Raw genomic sequence first — 13,156 nt, 5'->3', positions numbered from 1 at the left:
CCCCAATGACCACGCAGTCAGTGGTGTGGTGCAACCCAAACTCTATCAAGGAAGCCATCATGTCAGCACTCCATTCTGCGTTACAAGCCGAGCTGGAAGCCGAACAGTCACCTTATCTGGCGTTTTGTGGCATCGGAAAAAGTTTCCCCGGTGTGCAAGCGCTGGATGACATCAGTTTTACCTGTCAGGCCGGTCAAATCCATGCCCTGATGGGGGAGAATGGTGCCGGGAAATCGACCTTGCTAAAAATTCTCAGTGGTAATTACACCCCGACTCAGGGGGAAATCCGCATTAAAGGTAAAGCGGTTAATTTTACCAATACCACTGAGGCACTGGATGGCGGCGTGGCCATTATTTATCAAGAACTGCATTTAGTGCCAGAAATGACCGTGGCAGAAAATATCTATCTGGGCCAATTGCCGAGCAAGATGGGCATGGTTGACCGCAAATTGCTGCGCTATGAATCCAGTTTGCAACTGGCCCATTTAGGGCTGGATATTGACCCAGATACGCCACTGAAATATCTCTCCATCGGCCAATGGCAGATGGTGGAAATTGCCAAAGCGCTGGCCCGCAATGCCAAAATCATTGCCTTTGATGAGCCGACCAGCTCACTCTCCGCCAGAGAAATCGAACAATTGTTCCGGGTTATCCGTGAATTACGCGCTGAGGGGCGGGTCATTTTGTATGTCTCGCATCGGATGGAAGAAATATTTGCCCTGAGTGATGCCATTACCGTGTTCAAAGATGGCCGCTATGTGCGCACTTTTGCTGATATGGCGCAGGTTAATCATGACTCACTGGTGCAAGCCATGGTCGGGCGCAATCTGGGGGATATTTATGGCTATCAGCCGCGTGATATCGGGCCAGAGCGCCTGACATTACAAGAGGTAAAAGCCATCGGCGTGCAGTCGCCCATTAGCTTAACGGTGCATCAAGGCGAAATTGTCGGCTTGTTTGGCCTGGTCGGGGCCGGGCGCAGTGAATTACTCAAAGGGTTATTTGGTGGCACCAAACTGACCAGCGGCCAAGTGTTGTTGGATGGCAAGCCGCTGACGATCCGCTCGCCCATTGATGCCATCAGCGCCGGGATAATGTTATGCCCCGAAGATCGCAAAGCCGACGGCATCATTGCGGTGCATTCAGTGCAGGACAATATCAACATCAGCGCCCGGCGCAAGACATTGACGGCGGGTTGCCTGATTAATCATCGCTGGGAGCAAGAGAATGCGGCGCTGCGTATTCAGTCACTGAATATCAAAACACCCAGCCCCCAGCAGTTGATTATGAATCTCTCCGGCGGTAATCAGCAGAAAGCCATTTTAGGCCGCTGGTTATCTGAGGATATGAAAGTGATTTTGCTGGATGAGCCGACGCGCGGCATTGACGTCGGGGCCAAGCATGAAATCTATAACGTTATTTATGAACTGGCGAAACAGGGCATTGCGGTGCTGTTTGCCTCAAGTGATTTGCCGGAAGTTCTCGGTTTGGCAGACCGGATTGTGGTGATGCGTGAGGGGGCTATCTCCGGTGAGCTAGACCACGGTTATGCCACGGAGGAGCAAGCGCTCAGTTTGGCGATGCTACGTACCCCAAATATTGCGACGGATACCGCAGCTGCGGTGGCCTGATTATGAAGGAGATTGTCATGAATGCATCAACATCCAGTGTCACATTGAGTTCAGATAAAAAAAGCCCAGCGCAGCCACCGCAAGACGCGCCCTCCAAAGCGGGGTTAGGGCTTTCCCGTATTTGGGATAGCTACGGCATGCTGGTGGTCTTCGCGGTGGTGTTTATCGGCTGCGTGATTTTCGTGCCTAACTTCGGCTCCTTTATCAATATGAAAGGCTTAGGGCTGGCCATCTCGATGTCAGGGATGGTGGCGTGCGGCATGCTATTTTGCCTGGCATCCGGTGATTTTGACTTATCCGTCGCCTCCGTCATTGCGTGTGCCGGGGTGACCACTGCGGTGGTCATCAATATGAGCGAAAGTTTGTGGCTGGGCGTGGGGGCCGGCCTGTTGTTGGGCGCGCTGTGCGGCTTGATCAACGGCTTTGTGATTGCTCGGCTGAAGATAAATGCCCTGATAACCACATTGGCCACCATGCAGATTGTGCGCGGTCTGGCCTATATCATTTCCGATGGTAAAGCGGTGGGGATTGAAGATGAGCGTTTCTTTGCCCTCGGCTATACCAACTGGCTTGGATTGCCGGCCCCGATTTGGATAACTATTGGTTGTTTGGCGCTGTTTGGCTTCTTGTTGAACAAAACCACTTTTGGCCGCAATACCTTGGCGATTGGCGGCAATGAAGATGCGGCGCGTTTAGCCGGAGTGCCGGTGGTGCGCACCAAAATCATTATCTTTGTGCTGTCTGGTTTGGTGTCTGCCGCGGCGGGGATCATTTTGGCCTCGCGCATGACCAGTGGTCAGCCCATGACCTCGATTGGTTACGAGTTGATTGTCATTTCAGCCTGTGTACTTGGCGGGGTGTCACTCAAAGGTGGCATTGGTAAAATTTCCTACGTTATCGCGGGTATCTTGATTCTGGGCACAGTGGAAAATGCCATGAACTTGCTGAACATTTCGCCGTTCTCCCAATATGTGGTGCGGGGCTTGATCCTACTGGCGGCGGTTATCTTCGACCGTTACAAACAGTTGGCTAAACGGACGGTATAAGCGCTCGAATGACAGAAATGTCCATAAAAACCCACTCTGGCTCACAATTCTGTCATCGCTATCGGGCAGTCTGATATCTGCCCGATAAACTGAAGTATGGCGGGTACAAGTGCATACCCGCAGAAAAGGACGCTAAGGAGACTCAATGTACCATCGAATGGTTCAGGAACCGCAACCCAATCCCTTGCTGCCAGGCTACACATTCAATGCGTATCTGGTCGCTGGATTAACCCCGATTCTGGCTGACGGACCACTCGATTTCTTTATCGACCGGCCCGGCGGCATGAAAGGCTATATTCTCAATTTAACCATTAAAGGTCAGGGTAAGATTTTTGATGGTGAAAACACGTTTTACAGTAATCCCGGTGACTTGCTGCTCTTTCCCCCCAAGGCGGCTCACTATTATGGCCGCTCACCCAACAGTGATTGCTGGTATCACCGCTGGGTGTATTTCCGCCCGCGCGCCTACTGGGCAGATTGGCTAGAATGGCACAGCAAAACCCATGAAGTCGGGCGTTTATCCTTACCTAACAACAACTTGTTGCTGGAATTTGACCGGCTGTTTGCCAATATAGAACAAACGCAAAAGTCTGGCCGACGTTTTGGTGAAGAGTTAGGCATGAATTTACTGGAGCGGCTGCTACTGCGCTCGATGGAAGAAGACCCCCTTAGCCCGCAGCGCATTATGGACCCGCGGGTTATCGAGGCCTGCCAGTTTATCACCGGCAACTTGGCGGGCGAATTGCGGATTGATGAAGTGGCGCGCCATGTGTGTTTGTCTCCTTCGCGGCTAGCGCACCTGTTTCGTGAACAAGTTGGCATTAATATTCTGCGCTGGCGAGAAGATCAGCGGGTTATCCGGGCGAAATTACTCCTGCAAACCACGCAAGAACCTATTGCCACTATTGGCCGGGTGGTGGGATATGACGACCAACTCTATTTTTCCCGTGTTTTTCGCAAGCGCGTGGGCGTGAGCCCCAGTGATTTCAGGCGGCGCAGCATAGAGACCAACTACCCGCAACGCAGTCTACGCCATCCCGAATGGCGGGATAATTCAGAGGCGCTTGGGCGGGTTTAGCCCGGTCAGCCACCTTAAGCAAAAAATTACCTCTTGTCGCGGGAATCATCATGGTGTCAAATCGATTAATCGAGTGATATCAAATAGCAAATATTCCGGGCAAGAGGAAATAGCATGTCTGAACAAATCAAAGTAGGTTTACTGGGCTATGGCTACGCCAGTAAAACGTTCCACGCGCCACTTATCATGGGCACGCCGGGGCTGGAGCTGGTGGGGGTTTCTAGCAGTGATGCCAGTAAAGTTCATGCTGACTGGCCGGCGATGGCGGTGGTGTCTGACCCGCAAGCTTTATTTGCTGACCCCACGATTGATCTCATTGTCATTCCTACGCCGAATGACACTCATTTCCCCTTAGCGCAACAGGCACTGGCCGCCGGTAAACATGTGGTGGTGGATAAGCCGTTTACCGTGACACTGTCACAAGCGCATGACCTGAAAAAACAAGCCGATGACGCCGGGCTGCTATTATCAGTGTTTCATAATCGCCGTTGGGACAGTGATTTTCTGACATTAAAAACACTGCTGGCGGAAGGGTCACTGGGCAAGGTGGTCTATTTCGAATCTCACTTTGACCGCTATCGCCCCGAAATCCGTCAGCGTTGGCGTGAGCAGGCCGGTGCGGGCAGCGGCATTTGGTACGATTTGGGGCCACATCTGTTGGATCAAGCGCTGCAACTGTTTGGTTTGCCAGACACCCTGAATGTTGATTTGGCGATGCTGCGCCCCGGGGCGCAATCTGTCGACTATTTCCATGCCACTCTCAGTTATCCGCAACAGCGCGTGGTATTGCACGGAACCGTGCTGGCAGCGGCTGAAACGGCGCGCTATATCGTCCACGGGATGCAAGGCAGCTATATCAAATTTGGTTTAGATCCTCAGGAAGACCGGCTGAAAGCGGGCGAGCGCCTGCCGCAAGCTGATTGGGGCTATGATATGCGCGATGGCGTAGTGACACTGTCACGTGATGGTGTGCTGGCGGAGAAACCTTTGCTGACATTACCGGGCAATTATCCGGCTTACTATGCTGGTGTGCGCGATGCCATTTGGGGCACTGGCGCTAATCCGGTACCCGCCTGTGAAGCTATCAAAGTGATGGAGTTGATTGAACTGGGCATCGCCTCTGATCAACAGAAAAAAGCGCTGCCCGTGAGTGTGCGTAACTAACATCCCTGCGTATTTCCCATACGAAAGGTATAGATTGAAGGAATACAGCGGCATGTCTTGGTTACAACGTTTACAGATAGATAAGTTTTTATTGGTGCTGATATTGGTGGTGATTATTGCCTCTGTCTTCCCCTGTGAGGGGGAAGTTAAGGTGTGGTTTGAACACCTGACGACGGCGGCCATCGCATTATTGTTCTTTATGCACGGTGCCAAACTATCCCGCGCCGCAATCGTTTCCGGCATGGGGCATTGGAAACTGCATTTAGTGGTCTTCCTCAGCACCTTCGCGCTCTTCCCATTACTGGGCTTGGGCATGAATGTGTTGGTTCCTGGCGTGTTAACACCCACGCTGTATCTGGGGTTCCTCTATCTGTGTGCCTTGCCGGCCACGGTTCAGTCGGCCATCGCCTATACCTCGGTGGCAGGGGGCAATGTCGCCGCGGCCATTTGCAGTGCATCGGCATCCAGTATTCTCGGCGTGTTCCTCTCACCGATTCTGGTGGGCATGCTGATGCAGACTCAGGGCGGCGACACTGATACTTTGCATGCTATTGGTTCTATCATCATGCAATTGATGGTGCCATTCATTGTTGGGCATTTATCACGCCCACTGATTGCTAAATGGGTGGAGCGCCACAAAAAACTGGTGAATATCACTGACCGGTCATCGATTTTATTGGTGGTCTATGTGGCGTTTAGTGAGGCGGTGGTTCAGGGAATTTGGCATCAAATCGATGGCTGGTCGTTGCTGGCAATATTGATTTGCTCAATGGTTCTGCTGACATTGGTATTGGTTGTCAATACGTTGGCGGCCCGCTGGCTAGGTTTCAACACCGCCGATGAGATTACCATTGTGTTCTGTGGCTCGAAGAAAAGTCTGGCCAATGGGATCCCGATGGCCAATGTGCTGTTTCCGGCCTCGGTGGTGGGGGTTATGGTATTACCGCTGATGATATTCCATCAGGTGCAATTGATGGTTTGTGCGGTATTAGCCCAGCGTTATGCCAAACGTGTGGCGCGCGAGCATGCCGAAGCGCTCACGGGGCAGAGTGGCGAGACATCGTAATCATTGACTTGCCCGCGCGCCGCAGGAAAAAGTGCGGCGCGCGGTTATCTCTGACGGTTTAGCCGCGAATTTTATCGCGTAGTGCTTGTTTCTCTTGTGCGCTGATAAAGGCCATGGTCAGGCCATTTTCTTGCGCTTGACGAATTTCTGCTGCCGTTAACCCTGCCGCCGGGGCGGCCACGTGGTATTCATATGCAATTTCAATGCCTTGAACCGCGGGGTCATCCGTATTGATGGAGGCAATCATGCCATGGCGCAAGAAAGTGGCGAGGGGATGAGTGGCCAATGAGGCGACGGTGCTGGTCTGGATATTGGATGTCAGACAAGATTCAATGCCAATATTGTGCTCAGCTAAATAATCCATCAGCTTAATATCTTCGATGGCTTTAACACCATGGCCAATGCGCTCAGCCCCCAATTCGCGGATTGCTTGCCAGATGCTCTCAGGGCCTGCGGCTTCACCAGCATGGACGGTAATGTGCCAACCGGCATCCCGCGCGCGGTTAAAGTGGCTGCGGAATAAGCCGCCGGGGAAACCCAGCTCATCACCGGCCAGATCCAGCGCGGTAATCCCATCACGATGGGCCAGTAACCCATTCAGCTCTTGCTCACAGGCTTGCTCACCAAATGTTCGGCTGAGAATCCCGATGAGGCGAATATCAATATCAAAATCGCGGCAACCGGATTGAATGCCGTCAATCACCGCTTCGACCACACCGGCGACCGGCAACTGGTGTTTCATCGCCATGTAAAATGGCGAGAAGCGCAGCTCGGCATAATGTAAACCGGCGTTGGCCGCATCTTCGACATTTTCATAGGCCACACGGCGGCAAGCATCCAGCGAGGCTAATACCGCCACGCCCCAATCTAATTTCTGCAGGAAACTGATTAAATCAGGTTCAGTGTGGGTAATTTGCACATGTGGGCGTAAAGCCGCTAACTCATCCGCCGGCAGGGGCAAATTGAACTGGCGACCCAGATCCAAAATAGTTTGCGCCCGAATATTGCCGTCAAGGTGGCGATGAATGTCAGTCAAGGGAAGGCGAGAGTCAATCATAGCGGCACTCACTTTTTAAAATAGATTCTGGTGGGTAAAGTGCAGAACATTATAAAAACAAAATAGTGAAAATATCCACCGCGTTGCATAAAAAAGTGACGAAAATCTCATTTTGCCCCCTTTGTCGGGCCAAAAGGGGCAAAAATAGGGCAAATGGCTTACGCGCTCCGCAGAGCCGTCTGAATGCCGTGAATCAGTTTATCCATCCCCGCAACAACTTTACTGTGGGGGCAGCCGACATTCAGGCGCAGGAAGCCACGGCCCTCTTCGCCGTAGGTGAAGCCGGGCATAATGGCGACTTTTTCTTGCTCGATCAGGATATTTTGTAATTGATGGTCATCAATATTCAGTGGGCGCAAATCTATCCAGGCTAAATATGTGGCCTGAGGGGGCTGCCAGTTTAAGGCGGGAAAAGCCTGATTGAGCCGCTGTGCCACATAAGCCAGATTGGCTTGCAGATATTGGCGCAGTTCATCCAACCAGGGTTCGGCCTGCCGATAAGCGGCGATGTGCGCGACAATGGCTAATATGGCCGGCGAAGAGAGACCATCGCGCCCCTTGAGCATTTGGCTGTAGGTAGCGCGGGTTTCTGTGTCACTGATAAAACCGTAAGCCCCGGTTAATGCCGGAATATTAAATGTCTTGGAGCCGGAGGTCAGCAAGGCCCACGCTGTTTGTCCTACCTGACTCCATGGGGTATGCACTTGATTATCCCAGGTCATGTCCATATGAATTTCATCGCTGATGACTTTAACATCATGGCGTTCACACAACTCGGCCATCTGTGCCAGTTCGCCCGGCGTCCAGACTTTACCGGTGGGGTTATGCGGGCTGCACAATAACAAGATTTTGGTTTGCGGCCGCGCCAGTAATGCTTCCAAATGCGCCATATCACACTGCCACTGATGCTCGATTTTATGCAGCGGGCAGCTGAGCAGTTGGCGCTGATTGCCGAGGACCACTTTATAAAAGGCATCATAAGCCGGGGTGTGGGTGACAATAAAATCCCCCGGAGCTGACCAGCAGCGAATAAGCTGAGCCACCATATAGATAACCGACGGGCCATAGACCGCCAGCGAGGTATCAATCGGGCACTGAAAACGCTGTTGATACCAGTGACGAACCGCCCCGAGAAAATCTTCATGTTGCCAGCGGCTGTAGCCCAGAACACCGTGTTTGAGTCGCTGCTCAAGCGCTTGCAAAATCACTGGGGCGGTGGGGAAATCCATATCTGAGATGGTGAATGGCAGCAAGTCAGCAGCGCCAAAGCGGTCGGCAATATAGTCCCATTGGGTACACCAAGTGCCATGACGGTCAACCGGGGTGGAGAAATCGAACATCAGTATCTCGCTTATTCATCAGCGGGGTATCTGAATACCCCGACAAGGTTATGGTGTGGCAAATTGGCCATTGTTTATCAGTGAGTCTAATTCATCTTTCACTGATTGCACTTGAGGGCCAATAACAACTTGAAGATTGTGGTCGTTGAGTTGAATCACGCCAATGGCCCGCTGGGCTTTCAGCGCCTCTTTATTCACCAATCCCATATCTTTCACTGACATCCGTAAGCGAGTGATGCAGTTGTCGAGGGCGACGATATTATCGGCACCGCCCAACGCCGCCAGAATAGCCGGGGAGTTATAGCCGGACTTACCGGTCAGGCTGTGACTGGCCGCTTTTTCGGCCTCATTGCTGGCCGCGGTTTCATTCTCACGCCCGGGGGTTTTGATATTGAAATACTGAATAGCAAAACGGAAAATACAGTAATAAGCCACAAACCAGATCCCGGCCACCACCGGCACCCAATACCACTTGGTGGCGGTGCCGTGCAGGATGCCAAACACCACAAAATCAATGATATTGCCGTCAGTATTGCCGATGGTGACCCCCAGTAACGCCATGACGGTAAAGCCTAATCCGGTCAAAATCGCATGAATCAAATACAGGAACGGCGCAACAAACAAGAACAGGAACTCAATCGGCTCAGTGGTTCCGCCGATAACACATGCCACCACCCCTGAAATCAGCAACCCTTTAATTTTATGGCGATTTTCTGGCTTGGCACAGTGATACATTGCCAGTGCGGCCCCGGGCAAACCGCCCAAGAACGCGGGCATTTTACCCTGTGATAAGAAGCGGGTGGCGCTTTCGGAGAAGCCGCTGGTGGTCGGGCAGGATAATTGTGCTTGGAAGATGGTCAGCGCACCGCTCACACTGTGGCCACAGACCTCCATGGTGCCGCCTGCTTCAGTAAAGCGGATCAGCGCCACCAAGATATGGTGCAAGCCGAACGGCAATAATAAGCGCTCGCCGCTGCCGAAGATCATGGGCCCGAATATACCGGCACCATTGATCAAACGCCCTAAGCCATTAATACCCGCGGCGAACCAAGGCCAAATAAGCGGGATCAATAAACCCACTAATCCCAGCACCACCGTGGTGACAATCGGCACAAAGCGTGTGCCGCCAAAGAATGCTAATGCATCAGGCAGGCGAATAGTATTGAAGCGCTCATGCAGCAAATAAACAATGATCCCGACAATCACCGCCCCCAGAATACCGGTATCGATGGACTGAATCCCTAAAATATTCTGAATATTATGGGTTTTTAGCACCATGGGATCGGTGGTCGGCAACACGCCGCTGGTGGTGAGGTAAAAGTTAGTGGCCAAATTCAGCACCGCAAAACCGACAAAGCCGGAAAACGCCGCCACGCCTTTATTTTCGCGCGCCATACCCAGTGGGATCGCGATGGCGAACATCACCGGCAAGAAGCTAAAGGCAAATGAGCCAACTTTACTCATCCAGGTAAACAATAGCTGGAAGGCGGGATGACCAATGGCCGGCAAGAGGGTGATGACGTCTTTACTGCTGAGTGAACTGCCGATCCCTAGCATGATCCCGCAGAAAGAGAGCAGGGCGACCGGTAGCATGAAAGTTTTACCGAGGCTTTGGAAAAACTCCCACAGCGTAATTTTTGGTTTTTTTACCGCTGACATAGTGACTCCTGTACTGACACACCTGATGTTAAAAATGCCGTTGGTTGACTGTGTATTGATGAGCCACGGCGATTAATTTGTCTCCCTGTCTGGAGGTAAAATAAGATAAAACGTTTAACCGAGATAATATGAGTGGCAAGTCACAATTACGGATCCTATTTTTGTATTAGAGTAAATCATCAGATTAAACGTTTAACTTGGCTTGTTGGATGGGATGACTTTGCTATTGTGGCTGTAATATTGGCCCGCAGGTATTGGGCTTCGTGCTAAGGTGCGAAGATTGACAAGTCTGAGTGAACAATGCTTATCAGCGGTTATGACAACTAAAAAAATAACAATTACCGATGTGGCTAAATTTGCCGGCGTCTCCGTGGCGACGGTCTCATTAGCTATCAGTGGTAAAGGGCGAATCTCACCGGCCACCGCCGAGCGGGTCAATCAGGCCATTGAACAGTTAGGTTATGTCCGTAACCGTCAGGCTGCGCAATTGCGCGGCGGGGATTCTGGCGTGATTGGCTTGATTGTGCGTGATCTTGGCGATCCGTTCTACGCGGAAATGACCGCCGGGTTAAGTGAGGCGGTTGAGGCCGGCGGCAAATTGCTGTTCTTGACGCAAAGTGGCCGCGAGGGCAAAGGGCTACTGCGCTGTTTTGATACTCTGATTGATCAAGGTGTGGACGGTTTGGTGCTAGGCGGTGGTGCCACACCGGATATGGGGCTGCAAGAAAAGGCCGCCGAACATGATATTCCACTGATTTGTGCTGCGCGCTCAAATGCCTTGGATGGGGTGGATGTGGTGCGGCCAGATAATATGCAAGCGGCTAAAATGGCGACCGAGTTTCTGATTGGTCGGGGTCATCGCCAAATAGCCTATCTTGGTGGGCATTCACACTCATTAACGCGGGCGGAGCGGCTCGGGGGATTTTGCGCCACACTGGTGCAGTATGGTTTACCGTTTCGCTCGGAGTGGGTAGTTGAGTGTGATAGTCAACAACAGGCCGCGGCAGACGCCGCTGAAGCGCTATTACGCCACCATCCCAATGTCAGCGCCATTGTTTGCCACCAGGCCTCTGTGGCGCTCGGGGCCTATTTTGGTATTTTACGCACCGGTAGAACCATCGGCAGCGCGGGAGTGGATACTTATCTCGACCAGCAAGTTGCATTGATAGGTTTTGGTGATGTTCCTGCGGCGGAACTGACTGAGCCGCCACTCACTTTTATCACCAGCTCTGCCCGTGAGATTGGCTACAGTGCTGGGCAGCGCTTACTCCAGCGCATCGCGGGTGTCGACTTGCAACTGCAAAACGTCATCTTACCGCCGGTATTGATCCGGCGCGGATCGGCGTGATCCGTTGAAATAAAAAAACGGCGCCATCAGGCCCCGTTTTTTATGTGTTAAATACTTTGCGCTTAAAACTTATTGTGCGTCGGGCGCTGCTGGCGCTGCTGGCGCAGCATCTTCGGGTTCTGCACCGCTATCTTCATCCGCGGGGGCACCACCGAACATACCAAACAGGCCAACGAATTCTTGCAGCGACATTTTTTGACCATTTAAGTCGACCTGATTATCAGCAAAGTGGAAACTGCTGCTGATAACATCATCTTTAGTGGTGGTCAGTTTAAACATCTGGCCCATGGCTGCAATGCCCTGCACCTGCTGCTGTGCCAGTTTTTGTGCTTCTTCTGGGCTGTAACCTTGCAGGCGTGCAGTTTGAGTGGTTAACTCGGTCGCCATAGCCATTGGAATGGTCAGAGTCGCATCGACTTTTTTGACAAACTGCGGCGCGAGCTGTGGCTCGGCACCGGCACCGGCTTTGGCTTGCGCCGGATCCGTCAACGCGACATTGAGTGTGAAAGTACTTTCCCCTTTAGCATTTTTCCAACTCAGTGGCGCAATGCTCATGGTCGGATTGCCTTTCAGCAAGGCCGGCAGATTGGCCAGTAACATCTCGGTCATTTGTTGTTGATAGGCTTCAGCATCCAGATTTTCACCCGCCTGAATCGCTTTTAATGCTTGCTGATTATAGGCATTGGAGAACTGTTTCAGGCTTTGACCATCCAGATTATCAAACGTGAAAGCCAATGTGCCGGAACCAAAGTCATTACCTTGAATTTTTAAGGCATCTAACTGGTAGGCCAATTTGCCGTTCAAGTCTTTATCTGTTTCACCGAGTTGAGTATTCAGGTTAAAGCCAACCAGAGTGGCGGCGTCTTTACCATCAATACTAAAACCGATTTGTTTGATACTGAGTTGTTGGGATCCAATGCTCAGGTCGAACTTACCCACATTAGTATCACTTTTGATAACCAACCCTTGCAGGCTAAATTGCTCCTGTTGATCCCACTGATTTTTGCTGGCAAAAACCAAGCTATCGCTGTTACCGCTCATTGTCACATTACGCAGGTCGCGCGAGACATCAGCATCAATTTTAGCGCCAGAGAACTTCATGCTGGTGGTATTTTGCTGATACTCAATCGGAATAAACGTAATGGCGGAAGAGGTATCGCCGCGATAGGAAATGCGCGAGTCCGCCGTAAACGGCGATTGGCCTTTGGTCACCTCAAACAGTTTTTTCAAGGCTGGAGTATTCGCCAGCTCAGTATGTACCGAGGCCATGCTAGGGATCAGATTGAATTTTTTTAATTGCGCCAGCGGGAATGGGCCGTGGTCGATAGTCTCGATGAAGGCTATTTCATCGCCATCTTTTAGGGCTTTTTCACCCGCAACACTGCTATCTGGCTGTAATATATAACGAACCTGACTACTGAACAGGCCGCGTTGGTAATCTTTATAGGCGAACTTCACCCCCGCCTTAGGTAGTAAGGTTCTGATCTGGTCGTTTGCGTTATTAACCAATTCACCCATACGTTGTTCAATTAATTTGCCGGTATACCATGAGGCCCCAGTCCATGCTGCGCCAAGTACTACAATGACGCTGACAGCCACTAACGATTTTTTCATTGTTCTGTTCATCCTTTTCTAATACACCCAATTCACTATGTTGAACGCGGTAATGCATCACTGGTTAAAAATATCCCCGCCATACTGCAAGCTGCGTATGCGTTGGTTGCTTTATTTCGGCTATAACATTATTTCGGCTATAACATTGGTAAG

10 protein-coding genes are annotated in these 13,156 nt (G+C 51.6%); 6 read left to right on the top strand and 4 right to left on the bottom strand.

Going from position 1 to position 13,156, the window contains the following annotated elements; genetic code table 11:
• Positions 1 to 59 precede the first annotated feature (59 nt).
• The 5 genes from araG to D5F51_RS08825 all read left to right on the top strand — a co-directional run bounded on the left by araG (position 60) and on the right by D5F51_RS08825 (position 5,985).
• Complete coding sequence (araG, locus tag D5F51_RS08845) at positions 60 to 1,631, top strand: L-arabinose ABC transporter ATP-binding protein AraG (protein ID WP_129196231.1); 1,572 nt, start codon at positions 60 to 62, stop codon at positions 1,629 to 1,631.
• Between the two features lie 17 nt (positions 1,632 to 1,648).
• Entirely contained in the window at positions 1,649 to 2,677 is a 1,029-nt protein-coding gene (gene araH / locus D5F51_RS08840; protein WP_206197191.1) for an L-arabinose ABC transporter permease AraH, read from the top strand.
• Between the two features lie 145 nt (positions 2,678 to 2,822).
• Positions 2,823 to 3,755, top strand: coding sequence for an arabinose operon transcriptional regulator AraC (gene araC / locus D5F51_RS08835; protein ID WP_025378235.1), 933 nt, complete (start codon positions 2,823 to 2,825; stop codon positions 3,753 to 3,755).
• Between the two features lie 114 nt (positions 3,756 to 3,869).
• Positions 3,870 to 4,919 (top strand): oxidoreductase, encoded by a 1,050-nt coding sequence (locus D5F51_RS08830; protein ID WP_129196227.1) that lies wholly within the window; start codon positions 3,870 to 3,872, stop codon positions 4,917 to 4,919.
• Between the two features lie 52 nt (positions 4,920 to 4,971).
• Complete coding sequence (locus D5F51_RS08825; RefSeq protein ID WP_087769524.1) at positions 4,972 to 5,985, top strand: bile acid:sodium symporter family protein; 1,014 nt, start codon at positions 4,972 to 4,974, stop codon at positions 5,983 to 5,985.
• A 58-nt stretch (positions 5,986 to 6,043) separates the two neighbouring features.
• Here the strand turns inward: D5F51_RS08825 and add are convergent, their stop codons facing one another.
• From add to malX, 3 genes are all read right to left on the bottom strand, one after another.
• Positions 6,044 to 7,042 (bottom strand): adenosine deaminase, encoded by a 999-nt coding sequence (gene add / locus D5F51_RS08820; protein ID WP_129196225.1) that lies wholly within the window; start codon positions 7,040 to 7,042, stop codon positions 6,044 to 6,046.
• Positions 7,043 to 7,200: 158 nt separating this feature from the next.
• Positions 7,201 to 8,382 (bottom strand): MalY/PatB family protein, encoded by a 1,182-nt coding sequence (locus tag D5F51_RS08815; RefSeq protein ID WP_129196223.1) that lies wholly within the window; start codon positions 8,380 to 8,382, stop codon positions 7,201 to 7,203.
• A 48-nt stretch (positions 8,383 to 8,430) separates the two neighbouring features.
• Positions 8,431 to 10,041, bottom strand: a complete 1,611-nt coding sequence (gene malX / locus D5F51_RS08810; RefSeq protein WP_129196221.1) for a maltose/glucose-specific PTS transporter subunit IIBC — start codon at positions 10,039 to 10,041, stop codon at positions 8,431 to 8,433.
• 316 nt (positions 10,042 to 10,357) lie between these two features.
• Between malX and malI the strand changes: the two genes are divergently transcribed.
• Complete coding sequence (gene malI / locus D5F51_RS08805; protein ID WP_025378239.1) at positions 10,358 to 11,389, top strand: Mal regulon transcriptional regulator MalI; 1,032 nt, start codon at positions 10,358 to 10,360, stop codon at positions 11,387 to 11,389.
• A gap of 69 nt (positions 11,390 to 11,458) precedes the next feature.
• Here malI and D5F51_RS08800 read toward each other — a convergent pair whose 3' ends face one another.
• Positions 11,459 to 13,003, bottom strand: a complete 1,545-nt coding sequence (locus D5F51_RS08800; RefSeq protein ID WP_129196219.1) for a YdgA family protein — start codon at positions 13,001 to 13,003, stop codon at positions 11,459 to 11,461.
• Positions 13,004 to 13,156 lie beyond the last annotated feature (153 nt).

This window comes from Yersinia hibernica (assembly GCF_004124235.1).
GTDB classification, from domain to species: domain Bacteria; phylum Pseudomonadota; class Gammaproteobacteria; order Enterobacterales; family Enterobacteriaceae; genus Yersinia; species Yersinia hibernica.
This window is presented reverse-complemented; position numbering and strand designations above follow the sequence as displayed.

What these genes read in the sequence shown, in the direction of transcription:
- araG (WP_129196231.1), top strand. Translation starts at nt 60, where the DNA reads ATGTCAGCACTCCATTCTGCGTTACAAGCCGAGCTGGAAGCCGAACAG.
- D5F51_RS08830 (WP_129196227.1), top strand. Translation starts at nt 3,870, where the DNA reads ATGTCTGAACAAATCAAAGTAGGTTTACTGGGCTATGGCTACGCCAGT.
- D5F51_RS08800 (WP_129196219.1), bottom strand. Translation starts at nt 13,003, where the DNA reads ATGAAAAAATCGTTAGTGGCTGTCAGCGTCATTGTAGTACTTGGCGCA.
- araC (WP_025378235.1), top strand. Translation starts at nt 2,823, where the DNA reads ATGTACCATCGAATGGTTCAGGAACCGCAACCCAATCCCTTGCTGCCA.
- araH (WP_206197191.1), top strand. Translation starts at nt 1,649, where the DNA reads ATGAATGCATCAACATCCAGTGTCACATTGAGTTCAGATAAAAAAAGC.
- malI (WP_025378239.1), top strand. Translation starts at nt 10,358, where the DNA reads ATGACAACTAAAAAAATAACAATTACCGATGTGGCTAAATTTGCCGGC.
- malX (WP_129196221.1), bottom strand. Translation starts at nt 10,041, where the DNA reads ATGTCAGCGGTAAAAAAACCAAAAATTACGCTGTGGGAGTTTTTCCAA.
- D5F51_RS08815 (WP_129196223.1), bottom strand. Translation starts at nt 8,382, where the DNA reads ATGTTCGATTTCTCCACCCCGGTTGACCGTCATGGCACTTGGTGTACC.
- add (WP_129196225.1), bottom strand. Translation starts at nt 7,042, where the DNA reads ATGATTGACTCTCGCCTTCCCTTGACTGACATTCATCGCCACCTTGAC.
- D5F51_RS08825 (WP_087769524.1), top strand. Translation starts at nt 4,972, where the DNA reads ATGTCTTGGTTACAACGTTTACAGATAGATAAGTTTTTATTGGTGCTG.